This is a genomic window from Stappia sp. (genome assembly GCF_048261845.1).
Classification (GTDB): Bacteria; Pseudomonadota; Alphaproteobacteria; order Rhizobiales; family Stappiaceae; genus Stappia.
Window position 1 is genome coordinate 1 of sequence record NZ_JBLXFR010000056.1, and the last position, 24,857, is coordinate 24,857.

The 24,857-nt window shown below is 66.7% G+C and carries 22 protein-coding genes; 5 read left to right on the top strand and 17 right to left on the bottom strand.

Annotated elements, in window-relative coordinates; all coding sequences use genetic code 11:
• Positions 1–995, top strand: a 995-nt coding sequence (locus ACN0T5_RS17545; RefSeq protein ID WP_417769912.1) for a methylglyoxal synthase, incomplete at its 5' end; no start/stop codon positions are given.
• Positions 996–1,050: 55 nt separating this feature from the next.
• Here ACN0T5_RS17545 and ACN0T5_RS17550 read toward each other — a convergent pair.
• The 6 genes from ACN0T5_RS17550 to ACN0T5_RS17575 form a co-directional block, all read right to left on the bottom strand.
• Positions 1,051–1,893: an isocitrate lyase/PEP mutase family protein gene (locus tag ACN0T5_RS17550; protein WP_417769913.1), complete on the bottom strand. Its 843-nt coding sequence runs from the start codon at positions 1,891–1,893 to the stop codon at positions 1,051–1,053.
• Between the two features lie 254 nt (positions 1,894–2,147).
• Positions 2,148–3,818, bottom strand: a complete 1,671-nt coding sequence (locus tag ACN0T5_RS17555) for a formate--tetrahydrofolate ligase (RefSeq protein ID WP_417769914.1) — start codon at positions 3,816–3,818, stop codon at positions 2,148–2,150.
• Between the two features lie 163 nt (positions 3,819–3,981).
• Positions 3,982–4,824: a 3-mercaptopyruvate sulfurtransferase gene (gene sseA / locus ACN0T5_RS17560; RefSeq protein ID WP_417769915.1), complete on the bottom strand. Its 843-nt coding sequence runs from the start codon at positions 4,822–4,824 to the stop codon at positions 3,982–3,984.
• A 48-nt stretch (positions 4,825–4,872) separates the two neighbouring features.
• Complete coding sequence (locus ACN0T5_RS17565) at positions 4,873–5,586, bottom strand: alanyl-tRNA editing protein (RefSeq protein ID WP_417769916.1); 714 nt, start codon at positions 5,584–5,586, stop codon at positions 4,873–4,875.
• Between the two features lie 95 nt (positions 5,587–5,681).
• On the bottom strand, positions 5,682–7,133 hold the full coding sequence (cls, locus tag ACN0T5_RS17570) for a cardiolipin synthase (protein ID WP_417769917.1): 1,452 nt from the start codon (positions 7,131–7,133) through the stop codon (positions 5,682–5,684).
• A 7-nt stretch (positions 7,134–7,140) separates the two neighbouring features.
• The gene (locus ACN0T5_RS17575; protein WP_417769918.1) at positions 7,141–8,181 is read right to left on the bottom strand and encodes a cysteine synthase A; all 1,041 of its coding nucleotides are present in this window, start codon (positions 8,179–8,181) and stop codon (positions 7,141–7,143) included.
• 382 nt (positions 8,182–8,563) lie between these two features.
• Between ACN0T5_RS17575 and ACN0T5_RS17580 the strand changes: the two genes are divergently transcribed.
• Both ACN0T5_RS17580 and ACN0T5_RS17585 read left to right on the top strand, forming a co-directional pair.
• Positions 8,564–9,211, top strand: coding sequence for a ChrR family anti-sigma-E factor (locus ACN0T5_RS17580; protein WP_417769919.1), 648 nt, complete (start codon positions 8,564–8,566; stop codon positions 9,209–9,211).
• A gap of 92 nt (positions 9,212–9,303) precedes the next feature.
• A complete protein-coding gene (locus ACN0T5_RS17585) occupies positions 9,304–10,122 on the top strand; it encodes an SDR family NAD(P)-dependent oxidoreductase (RefSeq protein ID WP_417769920.1) in 819 nt (272 codons plus the stop codon).
• Between the two features lie 11 nt (positions 10,123–10,133).
• On the opposite strand, the gene ACN0T5_RS17590 is transcribed toward ACN0T5_RS17585, so the two are convergent.
• From ACN0T5_RS17590 to ACN0T5_RS17635, 10 genes are all read right to left on the bottom strand, one after another.
• Positions 10,134–11,459, bottom strand: coding sequence for an MFS transporter (locus ACN0T5_RS17590; protein WP_417769921.1), 1,326 nt, complete (start codon positions 11,457–11,459; stop codon positions 10,134–10,136).
• Positions 11,460–11,462: 3 nt separating this feature from the next.
• Positions 11,463–12,692 carry a class I SAM-dependent methyltransferase gene (locus tag ACN0T5_RS17595; RefSeq protein ID WP_417769922.1) on the bottom strand — a complete coding sequence of 410 codons (1,230 nt, stop codon included), beginning with the start codon at positions 12,690–12,692 and terminating at the stop codon, positions 11,463–11,465.
• 29 nt (positions 12,693–12,721) lie between these two features.
• Positions 12,722–13,576: a DUF1365 domain-containing protein gene (locus ACN0T5_RS17600; RefSeq protein ID WP_417769923.1), complete on the bottom strand. Its 855-nt coding sequence runs from the start codon at positions 13,574–13,576 to the stop codon at positions 12,722–12,724.
• Positions 13,573–14,877, bottom strand: coding sequence for an NAD(P)/FAD-dependent oxidoreductase (locus tag ACN0T5_RS17605; RefSeq protein ID WP_417769924.1), 1,305 nt, complete (start codon positions 14,875–14,877; stop codon positions 13,573–13,575). The genes ACN0T5_RS17600 and ACN0T5_RS17605 overlap by 4 nt, the downstream gene beginning before the upstream one ends.
• A 19-nt stretch (positions 14,878–14,896) precedes the next feature.
• The gene (locus ACN0T5_RS17610; protein WP_417769925.1) at positions 14,897–16,369 is read right to left on the bottom strand and encodes a cryptochrome/photolyase family protein; all 1,473 of its coding nucleotides are present in this window, start codon (positions 16,367–16,369) and stop codon (positions 14,897–14,899) included.
• A 387-nt stretch (positions 16,370–16,756) separates the two neighbouring features.
• Positions 16,757–17,431, bottom strand: a complete 675-nt coding sequence (locus tag ACN0T5_RS17615) for a hypothetical protein (RefSeq protein WP_417769926.1) — start codon at positions 17,429–17,431, stop codon at positions 16,757–16,759.
• 542 nt (positions 17,432–17,973) lie between these two features.
• Entirely contained in the window at positions 17,974–18,786 is an 813-nt protein-coding gene (locus ACN0T5_RS17620) for a molybdate ABC transporter substrate-binding protein (RefSeq protein ID WP_417769927.1), read from the bottom strand.
• A 188-nt stretch (positions 18,787–18,974) separates the two neighbouring features.
• Positions 18,975–19,811 (bottom strand): substrate-binding domain-containing protein, encoded by an 837-nt coding sequence (locus ACN0T5_RS17625; protein ID WP_417769928.1) that lies wholly within the window; start codon positions 19,809–19,811, stop codon positions 18,975–18,977.
• A 20-nt stretch (positions 19,812–19,831) separates the two neighbouring features.
• On the bottom strand, positions 19,832–20,647 hold the full coding sequence (locus ACN0T5_RS17630) for a phosphate ABC transporter ATP-binding protein (protein WP_417769929.1): 816 nt from the start codon (positions 20,645–20,647) through the stop codon (positions 19,832–19,834).
• The gene (locus ACN0T5_RS17635) at positions 20,640–21,347 is read right to left on the bottom strand and encodes an ABC transporter permease (RefSeq protein ID WP_417769930.1); all 708 of its coding nucleotides are present in this window, start codon (positions 21,345–21,347) and stop codon (positions 20,640–20,642) included. The genes ACN0T5_RS17630 and ACN0T5_RS17635 overlap by 8 nt, the downstream gene beginning before the upstream one ends.
• A 204-nt stretch (positions 21,348–21,551) precedes the next feature.
• Between ACN0T5_RS17635 and ACN0T5_RS17640 the strand changes: the two genes are divergently transcribed.
• Positions 21,552–22,736, top strand: a complete 1,185-nt coding sequence (locus tag ACN0T5_RS17640) for a putative sulfate/molybdate transporter (RefSeq protein WP_417769931.1) — start codon at positions 21,552–21,554, stop codon at positions 22,734–22,736.
• Positions 22,737–22,783: 47 nt separating this feature from the next.
• Here the strand turns inward: ACN0T5_RS17640 and ACN0T5_RS17645 are convergent, their stop codons facing one another.
• A complete protein-coding gene (locus ACN0T5_RS17645) occupies positions 22,784–23,842 on the bottom strand; it encodes an META domain-containing protein (RefSeq protein ID WP_417769932.1) in 1,059 nt (352 codons plus the stop codon).
• Between the two features lie 370 nt (positions 23,843–24,212).
• Between ACN0T5_RS17645 and ACN0T5_RS17650 the strand changes: the two genes are divergently transcribed.
• Positions 24,213–24,773, top strand: coding sequence for a fasciclin domain-containing protein (locus ACN0T5_RS17650; protein ID WP_417769933.1), 561 nt, complete (start codon positions 24,213–24,215; stop codon positions 24,771–24,773).
• The last annotated feature ends 84 nt before the right edge of the window (positions 24,774–24,857 follow it).

Sequence of the window (24,857 nt, forward strand, 5' to 3'; positions counted from 1 at the left end):
AGGTGCTGGCGGGCGGTGCCCGGCATATCGGCTTCAAGGATGTCGGCCTGCCGTTCGGCGAGTTGAAGGCGCTTGCGCGCGATATCCGCGATGCCGGCGGGCGCGTCTATCTGGAGGTCGTCAGTCTCGACGCGGAGAGCGAACTGCGCTCCGCGCGCGCGGCCATCGGGCTGGAGGTCGACTGCCTGCTCGGGGGGACGCGCGCCGCCGAGGTCGCGCCGATGCTGAAGGCCCACCCGATCCGCTACTATCCGTTTCCCGGCGAGATTGTCGGCCATCCGAGCGTGCTTGCCGGATCGGTCGAGACGATCACGCAAAGCGCCCGCGCGCTGACCGAGCTGGAAAGCGTGCACGGTCTCGACCTGCTCGCCTACCGGTTTGCCGGCAACGTGCCGGAGCTGATGCGCAGCGTCTGCTCGGCCTGCGACAAGCCGGTGATCATGGCCGGCAGCATCGACCGGGCGGAGCGGATCGCCCAGGTGGCGGAGGCAGGCGCCGCCGGCTTCACGGTCGGCACGGCCGCGCTCAAGGGACAGTTCGCGACCTCCGAGGAGGGCCTCGGCGCACAGGTGCGGGCCATCCTGTCGCTGACGCTTGCCGCCCGGCGCATGTCCACCGCGCCCCGGCGCATCGCGCTGGTCGCCCACAACGCCCGCAAGTCGCATCTGCGTGCCTGGGTGGCGCGCCACGCCGATATCCTGCGCCGGCAGAAGCTGATCTCGACCGGCGGCACCGGCGCCATGCTGCTTGAAGCCGTGCCGGGCCTCGCCATCCAGCGGTTGCAGCGCGGCTCCCATGGCGGCGACCAGCAGCTCGGCGCGCTGATCGCCACGGGCGAACTCGACGCGGTGATCTTCTTCGCCGACCCGCACGGTCATCACGCCAGCGATGTCGACCTGATGGCGCTGACCCGGCTTGCCATCCTGCACGACACGCCGATGGCCTGTTCTCCGGCCGCCGCCGACCTCGTCGTCGCCGCCAGCCTCGGCGGGTGAGGGAGGGACGTTTTTCCGTCATGCCGCGGTGAGGCGGCCACCCACCGGTTCGCCCTCACGACCGGGTGGCGGGCCTTTGCTGCGACATCAGCCGGCTGGCGGCCGCATCCGGAAGGGCCTCGTCGGCATAGCTGAACGTGCCCGACGGTTTGACCTCCTCTGCCGCGCGCATCAGGGCGCCGAGCGCGGCCCGTGCAAACGAGCCCCCGACGCTGATGCGCCGCACGCCGGCTGCCGCCAGTTCGTCGACCGAATAGCTCTTGCCCTTCAAGCCCATCACCACGTTGACCGGCTTGTCCACGGCCTGGCAGACGGTCCTGATCGCCTCGATGTCGGGAAGACCGGGAGCGTAAAGGACATCTGCGCCCGCTTGCGAAAAGGCCTGAAGCCGCCGGACCGTGTCGTCGAGGTCCGGCCGCCCCCACAAGTGGTTCTCGGCCCTTGCCGTCAGCAGGAAGGGCAGGCCCCGGGCCGCTTCCACTGCGGCCTGAACGCGTTCGACCGCAAGGGAAAAATCGTGGATCGGTGCATCCGCATCGCCTGTCGCATCCTCGATCGAACCGCCGACAAGACCTGTCTCGCAGGCCATGCGGATCGTCTCGGCGCAGGTTTCCGGCGCCGGGCCGAACCCGTCCTCGAGGTCGGCGGAAACAGGCAGGTCCGTGGCGGCGACGATCTCGGCGGCGTTTTCCAGGATTTCCGTCCGGCTGAGCCCGGCAAAGGAATCCCGTTTGCCCTTCGAGAAGGCAAGGCCGGCGCTGGTGGTGGCAAGCGCCTCGAAGCCGAGGCTCGCCAGAAGGCGCGCGGACCCTGCATCCCACGGGTTGGGGATGACGAAGGCGCCGTCTTGCGCATGCAGCGCCTTCAGCCGCGTGAATTTCTCCTGTTGCCCGGCCATGATCCGTCTCCTCCTGCTGGCAGCAGGAGGAGCATATTCCGAAAGGAACAAAAAGGGAACAACATTGCTCCGGAACGAAGGATGCCTGCCCCCTAGTCACCAGAATCTGAAGTTCGTCACATTTCCCGGCATGCTCCAAACGAACTTCAGATTCAAGAGGGTGACTAGCAAGCTTATGTTTCTAGTGTGGTTTTCGAATTTGAAATACGCTCTGGGCGTGCTGCCAAAGTGACGCGTATTTCAAATTCACCACACTAGAACAGCCCCTCGATCTGGCCGTTGTCGTCGAGGCGGATATGGTTGGCAGAGGGCACCCTGGGCAGGCCCGGCATGGTCATGATCTCCCCGCAGATGGCGACGATGAAGCCGGCGCCGGCCGAAAGCCGCACTTCGCGTACCGGCACGACGTGGCCTTCCGGCGCGCCGCGACGGCTTGGGTCGGTGGAGAAGGAATACTGTGTCTTCGCCATGCAGACGGGCAGGTGGCCGAAACCGTCCGCCTCCCACTTGGCAAGCTGATCGCGCACCGCCTTGTCGGCGACGACTTCGTCGGCCCGGTAGATCTTTCTGGCGACCGTCTCGATCTTCTCGAAGAGCGGCAGCGCGTCCTCGTAGAGCGGCGCGAAACGGGCCGTGTCCGCCTCGACGAGCTCGACGACCTTTTCCGCCAGCTCTACGGTGCCGGCCGACCCGTCCGCCCAGTGCCGGCAGAGCACGGCCTCGACGCCCTGTCCGGCGGCATAGGCCTGGATCGCGGCCACCTCCGCATCGGTGTCGGAGACGAAGTGGTTGATCGCAACGACCACCGGCACGCCGAACAGGCGCAGGTTCTCGATATGGCGGCCGAGATTGACGCAGCCGCGCGTCAGCGCCGCCACATCCTCCTGCCCGAGAGCGTCCTTGCCGACGCCGCCATTCATCTTCAGCGCCCGGATGGTGGCGACGATGACGACGGCGGACGGCGACAGCCCGGCCTTGCGGCACTTGATGTCGAAGAACTTCTCGGCCCCGAGATCCGCGCCGAACCCGGCTTCGGTGACGACAAAGTCCGCGAGCTTCAGCGCCGTCTTCGTCGCGATCACGGAATTGCAGCCATGGGCGATGTTGGCGAAGGGCCCGCCATGGATGAAGGCCGGGTTGTTCTCCAGCGTCTGCACCAGGTTCGGCTGCATGGCCTCCTTGAGCAGCACGGTCATCGCGCCGTCGGCCTCCAGGTCGCGCGCCGTGACGGCGGTCCGGTCGCGGCGATAGCCGATGATGATGTTGCCGAGCCGGGCCTGCAGGTTGGCAAGGTCGCTCGCCAGGCACAGGATCGCCATGATCTCGGAGGCGACGGTGATGTCGAAGCCGGACTCGCGCGGGAAGCCGTTGGCAACGCCGCCCAGCGAGGAAACGATCTGGCGCAGCGCCCGGTCGTTCATGTCCATGACGCGGCGCCAGGTGATGCGGCGCTGGTCGATCTCGAGCGCGTTGCCCCAGTAGATATGGTTGTCGATCAGCGCGGCGAGAAGGTTGTGCGCCGAGGTGATGGCGTGAAAGTCGCCGGTGAAATGGAGGTTGATGTCCTCCATTGGAACCACCTGTGCATGGCCGCCTCCGGCCGCACCGCCCTTCATGCCGAAACAGGGGCCAAGCGAGGGTTCGCGCAGGCAGATGGCCGCCTTCTTGCCGATCCGGTTCAGCCCGTCGCCAAGCCCGACGGTCGTCGTCGTCTTGCCTTCGCCGGCCGGTGTCGGGTTGATCGCGGTGACCAGCACCAGCTTGCCGTCCGGGCGGGACGAAAGGCCGGAGATGAAGTCCGAGCGGACCTTGGCCTTGGTCGAGCCGTAATTCTCCAGCGCGTCCGGCGGGATGCCGAGCCTGGCGCCGACCTCGGCGATCGGCTTCATGCGGGCGGCGCGGGCGATTTCGATGTCACTGGCCATGGCGTGTAGGGTCCTCCCGGAACGGATCGCCACCCTTGCCGGGCGATCCTCTATCGGTCGATTGATAAAACCGATCCTAGCGGCGGAGGTAGCACAGATCTCTTTGCGATCCGACATGCCGCCGTCGCGCAATCGTCCTTTTCAGGCGGCTGAAGGAAAAGGGTCAGGCCTCGCCGGTCGCAAGCGGGGTGTCGTCGCGGCCGCCCCATTCGGTCCAGGAGCCGTCATAGACGGGCGCCTTGTCGTGGCCGGTGACGGCCAGCGCCAGCGACAGGATCGCGGCGGTGACGCCGGAGCCGCAGGTGGTGATGACGGGGCGCGAGCGGTCGATGCCGGCCGCGTCGAAGGCGCTGGCGAGCTCTTCGGCCGGCTTCATGCGGCCATCGGCGAGAAGCTCGGTGAAGGGCAGGTTGAGCGCTCCGGGCATGTGGCCCGCGCGCAGGCCCGCGCGCGGTTCCGCGTCGGTGCCGGCAAAGCGGCCGCGCGAGCGCGCGTCGAGCACCTGGGCACCGCACGTCCGCGCCCGGGCCCCCTTGTCGAGACCGGCGACCAGGCCGTTGTTGCGCCTCGCCGTGAACTGGCGCTCGCCGCGCGGGCGCGGCGGCATGTCCTCGATCGGGTGTCCCTCCGCCCGCCATTTCGGCAGGCCGCCGTCGAGCACATGGACCTGCTCGACGCCCATGGCGCGGAACATCCACCACACGCGGGCGGCGGAGTAGAGCCCGACCCCGTCATAGACGACGATGGTCTGGCCGTCGCCGATGCCGAGCTTGCGCATCATCGAGGAGAACACATGCGCCGGCGGCAGCATGTGCGGCAGGTCGCTCGTCGTGTCGCTGATCGCGTTGACGTCGAAGAAGATGGCGCCGGGAATGTGCCCCTCGTCATATTCCGGCGCGGCGTCGGGCTTGCCGACCGGCGGCAGCCAGGCGTTGACGACGACAATGTCGGGGGAGGCGAGCTTCTCGGCCAGCCACTTTGTCGAAACGAGAGGGGAAAGCGCCATGGATCTGCCTCTTCAGGAAGCGATAGGGGGGCGGACCGACTTGCGGCGTCAGTCCGCCAGCTTGATGCGGACGCGGCGGTTCTGCCGGCCCTTTTTCTCGATCTTGGTGACGTCGAGCGCCCCGATCTCTGCCGTCTGGCCGACATGGGTGCCGCCGCAGGGCTGCAGGTCGACATCGCCGATGCGGATGAGACGCACCCGGCCCGAGCCCATCGGCGGCTTGACGCTCATGGTCTTGACCATCTCCGGCCTGGCCAGCAATTCCTCGTCGGTGATCCAGTCGGAGGTGACGGCATGGTCGGCGCCGGCGATCTCGTTGACCTTCGCCGCGATCTCGTCCTTGTCGAGGGCTGCGTCCGGAATGTCGAAGTCGAGCCGGCCCTCGCCCTCGCCGATCTGCCCACCGGTAACGGGGAAGGGCAGAACGACGGAGAGAAGATGCAGCGCGGTGTGCACGCGCATCAGGCGGTAGCGCCGCTCCCAGTCCAGATGCAGCACCACCGTGTCGCCGACGGCGGGCAGGGCGGAACCTTCCGCCGGCACATGGACGATCTGGCTGCGATCCTCGCCATAGACGGTGGTGGCGATCTCGATCTGCTGCCCGTCGGCCAGCTCGATCCGGCCGTTGTCGCCGGGTTGGCCGCCACCGGTCGCGTAGAAGACGGTCCGGTCCGTGACCACGCCGCCGCGCTCCGTGATGGCGGTTACCCGCGCCTCGCAGCTGCGCAGATAGGCATCGTCGCGAAAGAGCAGTTCCGTCATGTGGCAGTCCTCGATGATTCAGGCCGGAGCGCCACCCTATCCGATCGGCAAGGGCAATCAACCGCCGCAACGGCCCTGCGAGGACTGACGCAACGTCACAGAATCGGGGAGAACAGCCGTGCCGCCTGGGCGATGAAGCGGAACGCGAAGGAGCGCACCGCAAGGTCCCGGGCCGTCGTCGCGCGGCTCTGCTTGAAGTCGCGGGTCAGCATCTCGGCCACCTTGGCGATCGTCCGCTCATGCGTGAACCACAAGGTGATCTCGAAATTGATCCGGAACGAGCGGGCGTCGAAATTGACCGTGCCGATGCCGGCCAGCGCATCGTCGACAAGAATGACCTTCTGGTGCAGGAAGCCGGACGTGTAACGATAGATCTTGATGCCGTGGTCGACCATGTCGTCGGCATGGGCGTAGCTGGCCAGCCACACCAGCCGGTGGTCCGCCTTTTCGGGCAGCAGGATGCGCACGTCGACGCCGCGCATGGCGGCGGCAAGAAGAGCCGTCTGCATGGCCGCTTCCGGCACGAAATAGGGGCTGACGATCCAAAGCCGCTCGCGAGCCCGGGAAATCGCCTCGGAAAAGGCTATCCCGCAATCCTCGAACGTGTCCGCCGGTCCGGTCGGCATGACCAGCACGGGCTCGTCGCCCGGTTGCGGGATCGGGTTGGGCAGGAAGGGGCGGATCGGCGTTCCCGTCGCCCAGTGCCAGTCCTCGCAGAAGGACAGGGCGCAGGCGATGGCCGAGGGCCCCTCGACCCGCACATGCGTGTCGCGCCAGTGGCCGAAAGTCGCGGAGAGGCCGATATATTCATCGCCCACATTGTGACCGCCGACCCAGGCGTTTTGCCCGTCGACGACGACGATCTTGCGATGGTTGCGGTAGTTGAGGCGCATCGGCCCGGTCACCCGCAGCCATTTGTGCCGCTGGTTGAAGCCGGCGACCTTGACACCGGCCTCGCGCAACCTTCGGCGGTAGCTGCGCGGCAGGCTCTTGCTGCCGACGTCGTCATAGAGCAGGTGCACGGTCACGCCGGCACGCGCACGCTCGATCAGGGCGTCGGCGAAGCGCTTGCCCAGTCCGTCGTCGCGGATGATGAAGAACTGCACCAGCACCTCGCGGCGGGCGGCGGCGATACCGGACAGGATGGAGTCGAACGTGTCGGGGCCGTCGATCAGCAACTCGACAGTGTTGCCGGCGAGGAACGGGATCTGCGCGATCCGGGTGAGCACCGGCCAGCTCGTGCTGGTCTTGGCATCGGCGAGCCTCAGCTCGCCGGCCCGCGCGGCGCGGGTCGCCCGGCCCGCATAGGCGCGCACCTCGCCATAGTCCTCGAAGCGTTTCCAGCCGAAGACCAGATAGAGGAAGGCGGTCGGAAACGGCAGGAACAGAAGCGACAGCAGCCAGGCGATCGAGCCTTGCGCGGTGCGCGAGTTCAGCACCTCCCGAACGGCGCAGACGCCCGCCAGCACGTAGAGCGCCAGCGTGAAGGCTGCGATGATCGGCAGGTTGGCGACAAAAGCTTCGGCAAGATCGACGTCTTGAAGCATGAACGGGTCAGACCGCTTCTTCGAACGGAGCCGTGATGCCGCTCGACCGCTCCAGCCAGGCCGGAACCGGCAGGTTCTTGGAGCGCAGGAAGTCCGGGTTGAAGAGCTTCGACTGGTAGCGGGTTCCGTAATCGCACAGGATCGTCACGATCGTGTGGCCCGGCCCCATCTCGCGCGCCATGCGGATCGCGCCGGCGACGTTGACGCCGGTGGAAGCCCCCATGCACAGGCCCTCATGCTCGAGCAGGTCGAAGACGACGGGAAGCGCCTCCTCGTCCGGGATCTGGAACGGCATGTCGACGGTCGCGCCTTCCAGATTGGCGGTGATGCGGCCCTGGCCGATGCCTTCCGAGATGGACGAGCCCTCGGCTTTCAACTCGCCATGGGCATAGTGGTTGAAGAGCGCGGCGCCCATCGGGTCGGCCAGGCCGATCTTGATGTCCTTGTTGTACCCCTTCAGCGCCATGCCGACGCCGGCCAGCGTTCCGCCGGAGCCGACCGCGCAGATGAAGCCGTCGACCTTGCCGTCGGTCTGGCGCCAGATTTCCGGGCCGGTCGTCTCCACATGCGCCTGCCGGTTGGCGACATTGTCGAACTGGTTGGCCCAGATCGCGCCGTTCGGCTCGCTCGCGGCCATCCGCTCGGCAAGACGCCCGGACAGCTTCACGTAGTTGTTCGGGTTCTTGTAGGGAACGGCGGGCACCTCGACCAGCTCGGCGCCGGCCAGTCGCAGCATGTCCTTCTTTTCCTGGCTCTGGGTCTCCGGGATGACGATCACCGAGCGGTAGCCGAGCGCGTTGCCGACCAGTGCCAGGCCGATGCCTGTATTGCCCGCCGTGCCCTCGACGATGACGCCGCCGGGCCGAAGCGCACCGCGTGCTTCCGCGTCGCGGATGATGAAGAGCGCCGCGCGATCCTTCACCGACTGGCCGGGGTTCATGAACTCTGCCTTGCCGTAGATGTCGCAGCCGGTCAGCTCCGATGCACGGTTGAGGCGGATGAGCGGCGTGTTGCCGATTGCGTCGATCACGGAGGTCTTGATGTCCATCGGTCGTCTCTGGTCCGTTCGAGGGGGAGCCGGTTTCCCGATCCACGATGGTCCGGGGCGTCCCGCAAGGTTGGCCGAAAGGGTAGGTGGCGGGGGTGGTGGCTTCAAGCGATCCCGTGCCATATGTAAGGCCGTCGTTGATAATCCTTTCGGCCCTGTTCTGCAAAGTTGATCGACAAATCATCAAAGTGGACACAGGCTTGGAATATGATGTTTTTGCTGATCCGCGATGCCCCGCCCATCGTAGCATGATACGGGAAAGCCAAATACCGCCCTGCCGCAAGGCCATCTGCGGAATTGGCGCAGGCCGCATTGTCGGCTATGACGAGCCCGGCACTCGACGTCCCTGCATGGGCGCGTGTCGCGACGAAGGTTGAACGGAATGGACGGAAGACAGGAACAATTCGATGCCCTGCTGGCCGGGTATGTAGCGGGAACGCTTGCCGGGCCCGCTCGCCTGCTGGTGCGTTCCCATCTGGATCTGTCGCCTGCCAATCGCGGTTTCGTCCGCGATCTGGAGGCGACATGCGGCTCGATGCTGGAGGAGGTTTCTCCCGTGCCGCTCGAGAACCGGGACGCGATGCTTGCCGCGATCTTCGCCAGCCCGCCGTCGGAGCGCATCGCGGCCGCGCCGCCGCCGCCACGCAACACCCGCCTGCCGGCAGCGCTCGCCGATTTTATCGGCAAGGACATTGCCGACCTTGCCTGGAAGACGAAACTGCCGGGTCTGCGTGAATACAAGGTCGCGGAGATGGATGGCTGCAGTGCCAGCCTTTTGTGGATTCGCGCCGGAATGGCGATGCCGACCCATACGCATCATGGCACCGAGCTGACGCTTGTCGTCGAGGGCGGCTTCAGGGACGGCGAGGGCCACTACGTGCGCGGCGACGTCGCCTTTGCCGACGACGAGGTCGATCATCGTCCGGTCGCCGACGAGGGAGAGGACTGCATCTGCTTCGCCGTGACCGAGGGCAGCCTGCGCCTGACGGGTCCGATCGGCCGTTTCTTCGCGCCTTTCCTGCGCGGCTAGGACAGTTTCTTCCGAAATTCACGCATGGGCCGTCTCCGGCGATCCGCTTCCGTTCCAGCCCGTAGAAAGGGTATGCAACGGCAGGAGGGATCATGACGCGAACCAACGAAGAGCCGCGCGCCGCACGCCCCGGGGACGGCATTGCCTGGATCACCGGCGCCAGTTCCGGCATTGGCGAGGCGCTCGCGGAAAAACTGGCCCCGCTGGGCTGGAAAGTCGCGGTTACGGCGCGTTCGGCCGAGGCGCTTGAAGCGCTGCGCGGTCGCGCGGCGGGTGCGTCCGGAGAAATCATCGTCATGCCCGGCGACGTGACCGATGCCGCACGCATGGCGGAAATCGTCACCGAGCTCGAGGCGGGTCATGGCCCCGTCGCCCTCGCCATTCTCAATGCGGGTGTTTATCTCCGCGTAGACGGCACCGCGCCGGATCTCGCGGCGTTCCACACTTCCTTCGATGTGAACCTGAAGGGCACGGCCAACGCGCTGGTGCCGCTGGTCGCGGCGATGAAGCCGCGAAACCGGGGGCAGATCGCGCTCGTCGCCTCGGTCGCCGGCTACAGCGGGCTGCCGACCTCCGCCGCCTACGGCGCCACCAAGGCCGGGCTGATCAATCTCGCCGAGGCGATGAAGTTCGATCTCGATCGTCTCGGCATTCTCCTCCAGATCGTGTCGCCCGGCTTCGTCGATACGCCGGCGACGAAGGACAATCCGTTCCCGATGCCGCATCTGATGCCGGTCGACGCGGCGGCCGACGCCTTGATCGACGGCCTTGGCGGAACATCCTTCGAGATCAGCTTTCCGAAACGGTTCACGCGGCAGTTGAAATTCCTGAGGCTCTTGCCCTACCGGCTCTATTTCCCGCTGATGGCGCGTGCGACCGGCTGGTCGCGCAAGTCCCGGCCGCAGGATTGATTGGTGACGGATCAGACCGTCTCGCGGGCCAGCCGTGCGGCGAGCTCGGCATGCTCCTTCGCCCCCAGCGGAAAGTTCCACATCAGAGCGATGGCCGCGAGCTTCAGGGCCACGGGCACGACCGCATAGAGCGCCACCAGCGCGCCGATACCGGTCGTGTCGGCTGCGGCAGGGTCGAAACCGGCAAGCCCCAGCAAGGGGAAGGCAAGTCCGACGGCCAGCGCCAGCGACAGTTTCGTGGCAAGCCCCCACAGCGCGAAATAAAGACCCGAGCGCCGCGTGCCCGTTGCCATCCGGTCGACATCGATCACATCCGCCTGGATGGCCGAGGGCAGGGCGAGGTCCGCCCCCAGCGCGAGTCCGGTCAACACGCAGATCGCCGCGAAGCCGAGGAGATCGCCAGGACCGAGCAGCGGCACCAGCGCGAAGATCGCGCAGGCACCGAGCATTGCCACGCACCAGGCGCGATGCTTGCCGAGCCGCCGGGAGACGGCAAGCCATAGCGGCACGCCGGCAACGCCGCACAGGAAATAGAGGAACAGGAACGGGCCCTGCATCTGGGGCGCCGCGAGCGCCCTTGCGACGAAGAACAGGAACAGCGTTGCCGGCAATCCGTTGGCAAAGCCGTTGAGGACGAAGGCGGCGAGAAGCCGGACGAAGGGCCGGTTGCGCGCCACTTGCCGGAGCCCGTCCGCCAGCGGCGGCAGTGCGGCGCCCGTGTCGCGCGGTTCCGGCAGGCGCCAGACCGCGACAAGCGTCAGGACGGGAAGGGAGACCACGATGATCAGCGCCAGCACCTTGAGCGCGGTTGCCTGGCCCGGTGCGCCGAGCGCTTCGGCAATGGCGGGCACGGAGACGGCAATCAGCGTGCCGACAAGCACCATCCCCTCGCGCGCGCCGGCGATCCGGCTGCGGCCGTGATAGTCGTCGGACAGCTCCGCTCCCCAGGCGGTGTAGGGGATGATCGAGGCGGTGTAGCCGAGCGACAGGGCAAGACCCCAGAACAGAAGGTAACCGCCGCCGGCATCTCCGGGCGGGGTCAGGATCATGTAGGCGGCCAGTGCCGCAGGCAGGCAGGCGAGCAGGAACCAGCCGCGCCGACGACCGAGCGGCGGTCGGTAGCGGTCGGCCATGAGGCCGATCAGCGGGTCGGAAACCGCATCCGCCAGCCGCACCGCCAGCAGGATGGTTCCAACCAGCGCAAGCGGCAGGCCGACGCTCTCGGCGTAGAAGGTCGGCAGGATCACGTAGAGCGGCAGTGTCAGCGCGGCAAGCGGCAGGGCGGGGCCTGCATAGGCGGCAAGCGCCCCGCGCGTCAGCCCCGCTCCTGCCGCCACCCGTCAGGGCGCCTTCACGTAGATCATCTGGCGCACGTCGATGTTGCCCGAACGGAAGCCTGCCTCGCAGTAGTGGAAATAGAACTCCCACAGCCGCTTGAACCGGTCGTCGAAACCGAGCGGGCTGATGCGCGGCCAGGCTGCCCAGAAGCGCTGCCGCCATTCCTCCAGGGTGCGCGCGTAGTCGTGCCCGAAGATCCGCTCGGCGGCGAGCTTGAGCCCGGTCCGCTCGCCGAGATCCGCCAGCGCGCGCGGCGGCGGCAGCATGCCGCCCGGGAACACGTGACGCTGGATGAAGTCCGGCGTGCGGCGATAGTCCTCGAACAGCGTGTCCTGGATGGTGATGATCTGCAGCCCGGCGCGTCCGCCCGCCTTCAGGCAGCCGGCCACCTTCTGGAAATAGGTCTGCCAGAACTGCTCGCCGACCGCCTCGAACATCTCGATCGAGGCAACCCGGTCATACTGGCTGGTCTCGTCGCGATAGTCCTGCAGCTTGACGGTGACCCGGTCGTTGAGGCCCCCGTCCTGCATCCGCTTGCAGGCGAAGTCGTACTGTTCCCGCGAGATGGTCAGCGCGGTGACCCTGGCGCCGATCTCGCCGGCGACATATTCGGCGAACCCGCCCCAGCCGCAGCCGATTTCCAGCACGTGGTGGTCGGGTTCGATCCCGGTCTCCTCGGCCAGCGCCCTGTATTTTCGCCGCTGCGCCTGTTCCAGGTCGTTGACGCCGCCATCATAGAGCGCCGAGGAATAGGTCATCGTCGGGTCGAGCCATTCCCTGTAGAAGGCATTGCCGAGATCGTAATGGGCGGAGATGTTGCGCCGCGACCCCGTCCGCGTGTTCCGGTTCAGCCAGTGGCGGACGCGGATCATCATGCGGAACAGCGGGCTGCCGCGCAGCATGTCGGCAGTGGCGTCGCGGTTGCGGCAGAACAGTTCCAGGAATGTCGTGACGTCGGAACTCGTCCATTCGCCCATCATGTAGCTTTCGCCGACACCGATGTCGGAGCCGCTCAAAAGGCGGCGGATGAAGCGCCAGGAATGGATCTTCACATGGGCATCGGGGCCGGGTTGCTGGCCCTGGACCAGGAACAGCCGACCCTCGGGTGTTTCGATCGTGAGCGAGCCGACCTTCAGGTTCAGCGCGATACGCATGCCGAGCCTGGCAAGCCGGGGAAGTCCGGCGAGCGCCTGACGGGCATTGTCGGGAGTGAGAGCAATCGCAGTCGACATGTCAAACCTCGTCACACAGCCGGGGCGCGTCAGACCCTGGGGATCGCAGTATTGCGCTCTACGGTCCTTGGACGTCGTGACGGCGAGTGGAAGCGGGCCCCTTTCAACCAGAGTTTGGTGGCCTCCCAATGGATGCCACCGATTATCTTGAGTGTCATGAACGGGATTTTCAAGCAGAGCGACAGAATGCTCCTGCTTGTCGCCTCTCGCCGCCGTCCCGCGAAGGCGGCCGACAGGAGCGGTCCCTCGGCATCGCTTTCCAGAATCCGGATCCGCACGGCCTCGCCCGGAGGCAGCACCCGGAAGGCATAGGTCTGGGCCATGTCGATGAAGGGCGAGACATGGAAGGCCTTTGCCCGGGTCTGGCGGATGCCCTCGGGACCGAGTTGGCCTTCGCGCACCGGCTCCACATAGGTATGGAGGTCGCCGAACGTGTTGCGCACCTCGTAGATGACGGCAACCGGCCTGTCGTCCTCGTCATAGGCGAAATAGACGGACAGGGGATTGAAGACATAGCCGAGGATGCGCGGGTAGCACAGAAGCAGCACGCGGGCCGGCGGCGTGGAGATGCCGCGCGCGGCCAGCAGCCGGTCCACATGGGCGCGCAGGGAACTGCCGTCGCGCGGGCCGTGGTCCGCTTCGTTGAAGGACATCAGGTTGAACCGGCCGACCGAGAACAGCCGCGAGGCCTTGGCGGCCTCCGCCAGTCGGTCGATGTCGACAAGCAGGGTGAAGACGGAATAGCTGAACCGGTGGCCGAAGGGTTTCAGCCGGGCATGCATGACCATTCCCGGGTAAAGCTGTGCCGCGGCCGGCGGCGGACCGCCATTGCCGGCCATTGTCGTTGCCGCTGTCCCGGCTGGGTGATGCCGGTTGCCGGTCATTCCGCTGCCTCCGCCGTGCGCGCCACGCCGGTTTCGTCGAGGCGCCAGGGAATCTCGCAGCCGATCGCTTCCGCAACGGCAAGTCCGGCCACCAGGCCGTCCTCGTGGAACCCGTATCCGCACCAGGCGCCGCAGAACCAGATGTTGCCCGCGCCCTGGATCTGGCCAAGGGCCTTTTGCGCGGCGATCGCGCCAGCGTCGAATTGCGGATGATCGTATTCGAACGTGGCGAAGGTGAGGTCGTCGCGCGGGCGCTCGACCGGGTTGAGGCTGATGAACAGCGGCTTGTCGTCGGGCAGGTTCTGCAGCCGGTTCATCCAGTAGCTGACCGAGGCATCGCGGTAGGGCGCACCGGGATCGCTCGAGGCGAGATAGTTCCACGACGCCCACACGCGGTTCCGGCGCGGCATCAAGGCCCGGTCGCGATGCAGATAGACCTGGTTCGGCCGGTAGCGGATCGCACCCAGGATGTTGCGTTCCTCGGGCGTTGCGTCCGTGAGCATCGCCAGCGTCTGGTCGGTATGGGCGGCCAGCACCACGTGGTCGAAAACGTCCTCCTTGCCCTTCGTGTCAATGACATGCACCCGCCCGTCACGCCGCGTGACGCTGGCAACAGGGGTCGCCAGCCGGACCTTTATGGTGAGCGACGACAACATTCGTTCGACGTAGGTGCGGCTGCCGCCGGATACCGTCCGCCAGACCGGCCGGTCGCGATGCACCAGCCGGTGGTTCTCGAAGAAGGCGATGAAGTTTTCCGCCGGGAAGGCCAGCATGCGGGCAGGCGGGGTCGACCAGATGGCGGCCCCCATCGGCAACAGGTAGTCGCTGGCGAACTCCCTGGAGAAACGGCGCCTGGCGAGATAGTCCTGCAGCGACAGGCCGCACAGGGCGCCGGCGGCGCGATCCTCGATGCTTTGCCGGTTGAAGCGCAGGATCTCCCGCAGCATCCACATGAAGCGCGGCGAGACGATGTTGCGCCTCTGGCCGAAGACGGTGTTCAGCGTGCCGCCCGACCATTCCCGCAGGCCGTCGTCGAGGGAGAAGGCGAAGCTCATGTCGCTCGCCTCGGTCTTCACGCCAAGATGGTCGAACAGCGCCGTCAGGTTCGGATAGTTGAGCTCGTTGTAGACGATGAAACCGGTGTCGACGGCCATTGGCGTACCGTCATAGTCGATGTCCACGGTGGCGCTGTGGCCTCCGGGCCTTGCACGCTTTTCGTAAAGCGTGACGTCGTGTCTTTCGCTCAGGGCCCAGGCGGCGCTGTTTCCGGCGATACCGGAACCGATCACGGCAATGCGCATTGCGTGTCCTTTGTCTTCTTCAGGCGGCGTTTTTTATGGTCTGGAAGGCGTCGAGGGCACGTTGGCGCGCTGCCTTGTGATCGACTATCGGCCGGGGATAGGTGTCGCCGAGGCGGATCCCTGCCTGCGAGAGCATCTCGCGGGGGGCTTCGTGCGGCTTGAAAAGGTATTCTTGTGGCAGGCCGGAAAGCTCCGGCACCCAGCGCTTCGTGTAGGTGCCGTCGGGGTCGAATTTCTCTCCCTGCGTCGTTGGGTTGAAGATGCGGAAATACGGGGCTGCATCGGCGCCGGAACCGGCCACCCATTGCCAGCTGGCTGCGTTGCTGGCCGGGTCGGCATCGACCAGCGTGTCCCGGAACCAGGCTTCCCCCTCCCGCCAGTCGATCATCAGGTGCTTGATCAGGAAGGAGGCGGTGACCATGCGCACCCGGTTGTGCATGTAGCCGGTGTGCCAAAGCTCGCGCATGCCGGCATCGACCAGCGGATAGCCGGTCAGCCCCTTCGTCCAGGCGCGCAGTTGCGCATCGTCCGAGCGCCAGGGGAAGGCGTCGAAGCGCGACTGGAAATTGGCGCTGGGCAGCTTCGGGAAATGATAGAGCAGGTGGTAGGAGAACTCCCGCCAGCCGAGTTCGGAATGGAACTTGGCCACCTGCCGGTCGCCGACGCCGGACGAGGGATCGGCGCCGCGATGGGCCGCCGCGTGCCAGATCCGGCGCGGCGATATCTCGCCGAAGCGCAAGTGCGGGGACAGAAGCGAGGTCGCCTGGCTGGCTGGCTCGTCGCGCTTCTCCGCATAGCGCTCCAGTCCGTCATCGAGAAACGTTTCGAGGCGGCGAAGGGCGCCCGCCTCGCCCGGCTCCCATGTCTCGCGCAGCCCGCCGGCCCAGTCGGGGCTGGTGGGCAGGGGAAACAGGGTGGCGGGTGTCTCGCTGTCGGGCGAGACCTCGATCCTGCGGCGTCCCGCGGGCAGGGCCGTGTGACGTGGTGCCGCCGGTTCGCCGCGCGCGATCAGCGCGCGAAAGAACGGGGAAAACACGCGATACGGCCCGCCGGACCCGGTGGCCAGCTCCCACGGCTCGGCGATAAGGGTCGCACTGAAACTCTCCGCCGTGACGCCGTCGGCCTTGAAGGCGGCTTTCAGCGCCGTGTCGATGGCGATGCCGGCGGGGTCGTAGCGACGGTTCCACAGGATGCGGCTGGCGCCGGTTTCCGCGGCAAGGCCGCGCAACGTCTCCTCCGCGGGCCCGCGCCGCAGGACCAGCGGGATGCCCGCTTGCTTGAGATCATCGGAAAGGCGCGTCAGGGAATGGTGCAACCACCAGCGCGAGGCGCCGCCAGGCGCGCGCGGCGCGTCGGGACCTTCCTCACGCACGTAGACCGCGACGACCGGACTGCCCGGCGACAATGCGGCGGCAAGCGCCGGATTGTCGTCAAGCCGCAGGTCCTCACGGAACCAGACGAGGATCGGGACGGGTTGGTCGGTATCTGGCATCGGTCGGCAGGGTCCGGTCGTTAAAGGCCTGTTTGTTTCCTTCCTACGGTCGGTCCCCGTTGATGGATTAGCGGTTTCGGCTTTTTGAACAGTGTTTTGCGGCGCGCTGTTCGGGCATCGGCGGCAGATGTGAAAAAGCCGCCCCGAAACCGGGTGTTTCGGGGCGGCCGCGACATGTGGTCAGGATGGGAGGGCGGTGTCTGTCGCTGGTTGTGCACGTGCGGGGAAGCTGTGCCGGGGCAGGGGGGGCGTTTCGGGTGGTCGGGAGGTTGCGGTCAATCACCGTGCCCGACCTTCCGGAGATTTTCCGGGAGCGAACCTTACCTTTAGGGGGAACCGGTCGCGCGCCACGCACGCGGCCGGGTTGTCTGTCGTCAGGCGCCGGGTTCAAGCGCGGAACGGTTCGGTGATCCAGTCCCAGGCCACGAGCACGCCATCGGCAGCGGCGGTCAGGCTGGCGACGATGGACGCCCAGATGGCCTGGCCAAAGGTGGCGATGCGCATCATGGTGCCCTGTTCTTCGCGCGGCGATTGTTCGATGAACTCGATCGCCGTCTGCAGGGACGGATCGTCGACGACCCGGCGTGTCACGACGAGACGTGCATCGGGTGCAACGCGCGACTGGTCCGCCTTGGCGACCTTGACGCCACTCGTCTCGTCATCGCCAAGCGCCCGCACGACAACGGCCCGTCCGTCCGGCAACAGGTGGGTCTCGTTCTGCGAGACTTCGCTGTCGTAGATGACCTCGCCGTGATCGTCGATCAGCTCGACCCAGACGATTTTGCGTCCGTTGCGCTCGACTTCGCCGACCCAGATCGCGTAGGACCCGTTCTCTTCGGCCCCTTGCGGGGTTCCGAGCGTGACGGCCAGGCGATCCTCCGGAATGACGAACGTCTCGCGGTCGCTCTTCTGCAGGACGGCATCCGCGCCGGTTGCGCGCGCCGAAGCCGAAAGGGTCTCCGCACTGGCGAGCCCGCCGGACAGTCCGAGCATCAGCCCGAGCGCAACTGCCGTCGCGGCACGTGACTTTAATGCAACAAATTTCTTCACACCTTCAAACATTCGTCGCCTCCCAGGGCATGACGACCCCGGTTCTTTGGCCGGTGGGCGCCTGAATGTCGTTAAGTTTAAGATATGGTGTACGACACCAAACTATTCTAGTTCCGACTGAAAGCATGCTCCCTCAAACATCCTGACGAAACCGTAATATGGATCACAATTGCGGGGGTTCTTTTTTACATTTTTTTAAAGGAGCGCCGGGTTGCAGGGATAACGCGATGATATCGCGCATGTTTCAAACGCGGCGAGAATGCGGCGGAGGGTTGGCAGGAACGTGGTGTTCTTGACATCACGTTTTTGTGAGCAGCGTATAATTTCTTTGCCTGCGGCTTTTTTTCAACGCCCCGGAGGCGGATTCGCGTTCGCCCGCCGATATCGGGGAGACGGATGACCTGGCCCGAAGGCGGGTATTGTGCCTGCACCGGCTTGTCGCAAAAGCGCGGACCGCGCGTCGGCGGTCAGCGCTTTCTCCAGGCGGGCGGAACTCGGGGCGTTGCCTTCGCGCAACAGCGGCGGGGCGTGGAAGCGGCGCCCGGTCGGGACGATCAGCGTGTGAAACCCGGGGCGTCGAAACCGTAGTCGACGAGGACTGCCTGCCCGCTCGGCGACAGGATATGCAGCGCCAGGGCGAAGGCCTCGGGCGAAGCGCCCTTGATGACCGTCAGCCCGTAATCGGCGCCGACGGAAAGCTGTTCGGGCACCTGGACGATGAACAGGCTCGGGACCTCCCGCTTGGCGAGCAGGGCATTGGTGCAATAGGTGAGGAAGATGTCGGCCCGATCGTTTTCCATGATCCAGCCGTACTTGTTGCGATCCTCCGGCGCTGCCTCGCTGTCCCGGCCGCCGGTCAGTTGCAGGGCCTTGGCCTTCAGCTTCGCCGTCGCACCGGGCGACAATGCCTCGGCCTTGTCGAACAGCTGGAAGGCGTAATCGCCGGAAGGGTCCGCGTTCGGCGTAGACGTGCCGACGCGGATGTCGTCGCGCAATATCGTTTCGAGCAGGGTGGGCGTGTTGACCTCGATCCCGGGTTGGACCAGGGCGCAGAGCCGGTTGCGGGCAAAAAGAACCACCGGCAACGCCATGCCGGCCGAGGCAAGCGTCGTCGGGTGCGCCATGTTGGCGGAGGCGAAGACCTCTGCCGGCTCGCCGCCCTCGATCCGCTCGCGCAGCAGTCCGGACGGTCCGAAACTGCGTTCCACGCGGATTCCGGTCCGTGCCTCGTAGGCGTTGGCGATCTCGCTGATGGCGGCACCCAGGCTGCCTGCGGCGTGGAGTTTGACGACGGTTTCGGCCATGGCCTGGAAGCTTGGCAGAGCCATCATGCCGGCGACAGCCACGGCCAGAAGATGTTTGAACATGTAGGTACCTCTGAAATGACCTGAATGAATACGGCATTGGCGATCCGGTGCGGTTGTCCGCACCGGATACTTGGTAGAACCTGCGTCCAGAGCAGGTTCAGGACAAGTGGCTACTTGTTGCCGGTTCGGGCCTGCCTGAACTGCGCAGGCCTGCTCCTGTGTCCGGTCTTTCCGGCATCAGGCCTGCGTCAGCTGCCGCTCGGCGCGGCATTGGGGAAGAACAGTTGCTGGCCGTCGACCTTGTAGTCGGCGATGACCTGCTGGCCGTCCTTCGACACCACCCAGTTGACGAACTGCTCGCCGAGATCGGCCTTGACGTTCGGGTGCTTGTCCTTGCTGACGAGGATGATGCCGTACTGGTTGAACATCTTGTCGTCGCCCTCGACGGCGACCTTGTACTCGCCCTTGTTGCCGAAGGAGATCCAGGTGGCGCGGTCGGTCATGACATAGGCGCCCATGCCGGTGCCGGTGTTGAGCGTCGCGCCCATGCCCGATCCGGTCTCCCGGTACCAGCCGCCCGAGGCGTCCTTGACGTCGATGCCGGCCGCCTTCCACAGGCGCAGCTCCGCCTTGTGCGTACCGCTATCGTCGCCGCGCGAGGCGAAGGGAGCACCGGCTTCGGCGATCTTCTTCAGCGAGGCGACCACGTCGTTGGAGCCGGCGACGCCTGCCGGGTCGGACGGCGGGCCGACGATGACGAAGTCGTTATACATGACATCGAACCGCTTCACGCCGTTGCCCTCGGTGACGAATTTCTCTTCAGCCGCCTTGGCGTGGACGAAGAGGACGTCGCCGTCGCCATTCGCCGCGTTCTTGATCGCCTGGCCGGTGCCGACCGCCACGACGCGCACCTCGATGCCGGTCTTCTCGGTGAATTTCGGCAGCATGAACTCGAACAGGCCGGAATTCTGCGTCGAGGTCGTCGACTGGACGACGATGAACGTCTCCTCGGCCTGAAGCGGGCCGGCAAGGCCGGTGACCAGCAAGCCGGCGGCGGCGAGTGTCAGGAACTGGCGTCTGAACATGGAAAGTCTCCCTCTTTGCTTCAGTCTGTCTTTTGCGTGTCGCCCAGATAGAGGCGGCCCTCGAGCCAGGCCCGGGCAGCCTCCGAGGCGGGCGCCTCGAGCAGTTCGCGGGCCGGACCCGTCTCCGCGACGCGGCCGTCATGCAGGAAGACGACGTCGTCGCCGATGCGCCGCGCCTGGCCGAGATCGTGCGTCACCATGACGATGGTGACGCCGCGTTTATGTGCGTCGTCGACGAGGCGCTCGATGGCGTGTGTGGAGGCGGGATCGAGGCTTGCGGTCGGTTCGTCGAGGAACAGCAGTTCCGGATCGCAGGCGAGCGCCCGGGCCAGCGCCAGCCGCTGCTGCTCGCCGCCGGACAGCACGCGGGCCGGACGCCGCGCCAGGTCGCCGAGGCGCGCCTGCTCCAGCGCCTCGGCGATGCGCCGTCCGCGCTCAGCGCCGCGCAGGCCCCGCACGCCGAGCGCGAAGGAAAGATTGGCAAAGACCGACCGGCGCAGCATCACCGGTCGCTGGAAGACCATCGCCTGGGCGCGCCGGGCTGCCTTGTCGAGCGGCCGGTCGCGCCAGCGCACGCTGCCGGACGTGGGGGCGATCAGCCCGTGCAGCACGCGCAGCAACAGGCTCTTGCCGGCACCGTTCGCCCCCATGACCAGGGTTCGCCGGCCGGGGCGGATGTCGATGCCGACCGCATCGAGAAGCCGCCGCCCGCCGATGTCGAGCGTCAGCCCGCGCCCGCTGATCAGGGGCTCGGGCAGGGGCGAGCACGCGGCGTCCGGCATTTCGCGCAAGGGTTCGGCCGGCGGTTCGCTCACGCTCTGCAGGGCCTCACGCATAGGCGGACCTCACGGCGGAGGCGCGCAGGCCCATGACGGCGGCATTGACCATGACGGCGATGACCAGCAGCACGACGCCGAGCGCCAGCGCCAGCTCCAGGTTGCCCTTCGATGTTTCCAGCGCGATCGTCGTCGTCATGACCCGGGTGACGTGGTTGATGTTGCCGCCGACGATGATCACCGCGCCGACCTCGGCGACGGCGCGGCCGAAGCCGGCGAGTGCCACGGTGAGCAGGCTGTAGCGGGCGTCCCACAGAAGCGCCGAGACCCGCTCCAGCGGACCGACGCCGAGCGAGCGGAACTGTTCGGCATATTCCGTGTCGAGATCCTCGATCACCTGCCGCGTCAGGGCGGCCACGATGGGGGTCACCAGAATGGTCTGGGCGATGATCATGGCGGTCGGGGTGTAGAGAAGCTGCAAGGGGCCGAGCGGGCCGGCATTCGACAGCGCCAGGTAGACCACGAGGCCGACGACGACGGGCGGCAGGCCCATCAGCGAATTGAGCAGGATGGTGACGAGGGTGCGGCCGGGAAAGCGGAAAGCGCCAACGGCGGCGCCGAGCGGCAGGCCGATCAGGCAGGCAATGACCACCGCGCTCAGCGTCACCTTCAGCGACAACGCGATGATCTCGATCAGATCCGCATCGCCGGCAAAAATCAGGCCGACGGCCTCCGCCAGTATGGACGTGAAGTCCTTCATAGGTGCGTTTGCTCCCTCTTGAGGGAAGAAATACACAAAAACATCGCAAAATCTACCACCCAGCGAAGGGTCGGGGTCGTTTTGCAAACCTATTCAATCCAGAGGCATTGCGGTTTGCCGCCGTTTTCGAGACAGTTATGGCCGAGCGGGCTCAGATGGGCTCCCGATGGTTTGAAGAAAATGCATGGTAACGACAGGGAAAACATGACGGACACGCCCGGTTTTCCGGAACGTGGATGGCGCAAGCGCCTCGCCGGGGCTGGTGGCGGCGTGCTTGGCGATGTCTCCGGCGCCTTCGGTGACCTCGGCACCTTTCTTCCCTATGTGGTCGTCGCCATCGGTGCGGGCCTGCTTGCGCCTGCTCCGGTCTTTGCCGGGTTCGCCGCCGGATACCTTCTCGTTGCCCTGGTCTATCGCCTGCCCGTTGCCGTCCAGCCGATGAAGGCGGTCGGGGCCGTGGTCCTCGCCGGCGGCCTGTCGGGTGGCGAGGTTGCGTGGGCCGGTGCGATGCTCGGGGCGATCCTGCTGGCGCTGGCCGCCTCGCCCGTGCTGCTGCGTGCCGCGCGGGTGATCCCGCAATCGGTCGTCACCGGCTTGCAGGCGGGTCTCGGGCTGGTCCTGCTCGCCGTTGCCGCGCGTCTGATGGGCGGCGACTGGTTGCTCGCCGTTGCAGCGCTCGCCCTGCTGTCGCTGACATGGATCTGGCCGCGCGGCCCCTGGGCGCTCGTGGTCGTCGTGACCGCGATTGCCTTTGGTCCCGCGCTGGGGCCGCCGCTCGACATGGCCTCGGTCGCAGCCGTGCCGGACGGGCATGCGGCCTCGCCCGTGACCGCCTTCGTCTCCGGCGTTCTGCCACACCTGCCGCTGACGCTGCTCAACGCCGTGGTGCTCCCCGCCGCCGTCGCCCGCACGCTCTACGGCCCCGCGGCGCGACGGGTGAACGAGCGCCGGCTTGCCGCGACCTCCGGCGCGCTCAACCTCGTCCTTGCTCCTTTCGGTGCCATGCCCATGTGCCATGGGGCAGGGGGCATTGCCGGCCATCACCGCTTCGGCGCCCGCAGTCTGGCGGCGCCCTTGCTGCTCGCCCTGCTCTGCGCCCTCGCGGCGGTGTCCGGGGCCATGGTGCCGGCGCTGCTCGCGCGCATTCCCGCTTCCGTTGTCGGTGCGCTGCTCGCCTATGCGGCGGTCGATCTTCTGGCCAGCCGTCGTCTCGTCGATGCACGCCCGGACTGTCGGCCGGTGATCGCCGCGACGGCGATCGCCACATGGGGGCTTGGCGCGCTTGCCGGTCTCGCCGCCGGCCTCGTGGCCGAGGCCGTGCGCGTCCGGATCAGGCGTCGCGGGGCAGGGTCCGCGGCCGTCACGCCGTCGTCAAGGCGTTGGGGATGATACTGGCGACCGGTCGCGGAGACCGTGCCCGGCCCGGGACCCGGGCCCTATCCGTCGCGATGCGCCTTGACGATCAGCTTCTCGCCGGCTGAAAGCAGCAACGCCCCGGTTTCGTCGATCCGCCAGTCTGTCACGGTCGGCAGCAGCGACAGGAACTTCGCCTCCTGGTTCATCAATGCCGGCGCGCAGGCCATCATCGTCGCCACCGTGCGGCGATCGACCGAGATGCGTCCGCCATTGGTGGCGAAGCGGGTCGAGTAGCTGTTGCAGGTGGCCCGTCCGCCGAGCGTGCCTTCGCGCGTGAATGCCAGCGTGACGCGGGAGTTGTCGATGATCCCGCGCCGGTCGATGTCCTCCACCACCCAGTCGGAGCCGGGCAGCAGGTCGAGCCCGGCCGGCGCCTGCGTTCTGGTTGCGGTCAGCCTGCATTCGGGCAGTTGCGTGCCGTGCAGGGTGACGAGCGCCGTCTCGCCCTTGCTCCAGAAGCTCGTGTCGGGATCGCCCTCGGCCTCGTATTTCGCGCCCGAGGCGCTTTTCACTTCCCTCAGCGCGAATTCCTCGTCCCCGACCTGCAGCACCGGACGTTCGTCGCGCATCCCGAAGCGGGCGATGGTGTCGCCGCACATCAGTGTGGAGGTGAAGGCAAGGGGGAGGGACTCGACGCGCGTCAATGTGATCGCGCCCGCATCGTGTTCCGCACCGCTGCGGGGCATGATGCTGACCGGCTCCGAGAGCCAGCCCGGCTGGCCCCGGTCCGACAAGGCCACCCGCAATGCGTAGGGCGTGCCGGGAACGAGGAGCGCGCTGTCGATCTTGAGGAAGAAGGGGGCGGGAACCTGCCGCCCTTCCAGACGGCGGCTGCGGCTGGCGACCAGGCGGCCGGCGTCCGGATCGTCGCCGAGCGAGGGGCTCTCGCGCAGCTCGACGACAAGCTCTGCATCGCTGCTCACCGCGATGCGCTCGCGATAGGCGGCCGTTCCGGTGATCTTCACCGGCTTGTCCTGCGAAGCCGTCTCTCCGGCCCTCGCCTGGCTCCACGCCGTCCCCGTCGCGACGATTGCCAATGCCATGACGGCGCCGATGCCGGCCTGTCGGAAAAAACTCATCTGCTCTCCGGGCTCCCGTCGTTCGGTGCGCCTGCTCGTTCGAGGCGCTTGCCCGTCAGCATAGGCATGTTTCAGGGCGAAATCTGGACAGGGCGTTCGGCACGCATGCCGGCCGTCGCCGGTGCTGTTTCCGCCGGGGGCGGGGTCGGCTCCGAGGCGGTGGTCAACCTCCGTGCCGGCCTGGCGGCGCTCATCGTTTGTGCGGCCGCGCCCCAAGGATCGCTGCGGTTTCCGTGTCACCTCACCAAGCCGTGATCGTTCGGGCCGAAACCTGCGCGGCATTTCCTCCGTATCGGAATTTGTGTCGGGAAAAGGCGCGCGTGCTGCCCGCCGTCCGGCACCGTCAAAACGAGTTCACAGGAGAAACTTCATGTTCACGCGTTCTGCAAAGCTTCTCGCTACCGCCGCCTTCGCCGCCACGCTGGCCGTTCCTGCCGCCTTCGCCGAAAACCCGATGGTCGGCGGCGCGCCGATGTTGGCGGAAAGGAACATCGTCGAGAATGCCGTCAACTCGAAGGATCACACGACCCTCGTTGCCGCGGTCAAGGCCGCCGGCCTCGTCGAGACGCTGCAGGGAGAGGGGCCGTTCACGGTGTTCGCCCCGACCAATGCCGCTTTCGACAAGCTGCCCGAGGGCACGGTCGCCACGCTTCTGAAGCCGGAAAACAAGGATCAGCTCTCCAAGGTCCTGACCTGCCATGTCGTCGCTGCCGACGTCATGTCCTCGGCGCTCGGCAAGATGATCGCGGATGACGGCGGCGCCCATCCGGTCAAGACCGTCGGCGGCTGCGAGTTCACCGCCCGCGCCGTGGACGGCAAGATCATGATCGAGGACGGCCAGGGCAACATGGCAACCGTCACCATCGCCGATGTCGACCAGTCGAACGGCGTCATCCATGTGATCGACACCGTTCTCCTGCCGGCCTCGTAAGGCCGGCGCTTCAGGCCACGAAGAGACCCGCCGCGTGCTTTCCCGGGCGTGCGGCGGTCTGCCGCCCGGAAAGGCATGCGTGGC

Bases quoted from the DNA above. Each gene is read 5' to 3' on its own strand.
- ACN0T5_RS17550 (WP_417769913.1), bottom strand. From the start codon at position 1,893: ATGGCCGGGCAACAGGAGAAATTCACGCGGCTGAAGGCGCTGCATGCG.
- ACN0T5_RS17555 (WP_417769914.1), bottom strand. From the start codon at position 3,818: ATGGCCAGTGACATCGAAATCGCCCGCGCCGCCCGCATGAAGCCGATC.
- sseA (WP_417769915.1), bottom strand. From the start codon at position 4,824: ATGGCGCTTTCCCCTCTCGTTTCGACAAAGTGGCTGGCCGAGAAGCTC.
- ACN0T5_RS17565 (WP_417769916.1), bottom strand. From the start codon at position 5,586: ATGACGGAACTGCTCTTTCGCGACGATGCCTATCTGCGCAGCTGCGAG.
- cls (WP_417769917.1), bottom strand. From the start codon at position 7,133: ATGCTTCAAGACGTCGATCTTGCCGAAGCTTTTGTCGCCAACCTGCCG.
- ACN0T5_RS17575 (WP_417769918.1), bottom strand. From the start codon at position 8,181: ATGGACATCAAGACCTCCGTGATCGACGCAATCGGCAACACGCCGCTC.
- ACN0T5_RS17580 (WP_417769919.1), top strand. From the start codon at position 8,564: ATGGACGGAAGACAGGAACAATTCGATGCCCTGCTGGCCGGGTATGTA.
- ACN0T5_RS17585 (WP_417769920.1), top strand. From the start codon at position 9,304: ATGACGCGAACCAACGAAGAGCCGCGCGCCGCACGCCCCGGGGACGGC.
- ACN0T5_RS17595 (WP_417769922.1), bottom strand. From the start codon at position 12,692: ATGTCGACTGCGATTGCTCTCACTCCCGACAATGCCCGTCAGGCGCTC.
- ACN0T5_RS17600 (WP_417769923.1), bottom strand. From the start codon at position 13,576: ATGACCGGCAACCGGCATCACCCAGCCGGGACAGCGGCAACGACAATG.
- ACN0T5_RS17605 (WP_417769924.1), bottom strand. From the start codon at position 14,877: ATGCGCATTGCCGTGATCGGTTCCGGTATCGCCGGAAACAGCGCCGCC.
- ACN0T5_RS17610 (WP_417769925.1), bottom strand. From the start codon at position 16,369: ATGCCAGATACCGACCAACCCGTCCCGATCCTCGTCTGGTTCCGTGAG.
- ACN0T5_RS17615 (WP_417769926.1), bottom strand. From the start codon at position 17,431: ATGTTTGAAGGTGTGAAGAAATTTGTTGCATTAAAGTCACGTGCCGCG.
- ACN0T5_RS17620 (WP_417769927.1), bottom strand. From the start codon at position 18,786: ATGTTCAAACATCTTCTGGCCGTGGCTGTCGCCGGCATGATGGCTCTG.
- ACN0T5_RS17625 (WP_417769928.1), bottom strand. From the start codon at position 19,811: ATGTTCAGACGCCAGTTCCTGACACTCGCCGCCGCCGGCTTGCTGGTC.
- ACN0T5_RS17630 (WP_417769929.1), bottom strand. From the start codon at position 20,647: ATGCGTGAGGCCCTGCAGAGCGTGAGCGAACCGCCGGCCGAACCCTTG.
- ACN0T5_RS17635 (WP_417769930.1), bottom strand. From the start codon at position 21,347: ATGAAGGACTTCACGTCCATACTGGCGGAGGCCGTCGGCCTGATTTTT.
- ACN0T5_RS17640 (WP_417769931.1), top strand. From the start codon at position 21,552: ATGACGGACACGCCCGGTTTTCCGGAACGTGGATGGCGCAAGCGCCTC.
- ACN0T5_RS17645 (WP_417769932.1), bottom strand. From the start codon at position 23,842: ATGAGTTTTTTCCGACAGGCCGGCATCGGCGCCGTCATGGCATTGGCA.
- ACN0T5_RS17650 (WP_417769933.1), top strand. From the start codon at position 24,213: ATGTTCACGCGTTCTGCAAAGCTTCTCGCTACCGCCGCCTTCGCCGCC.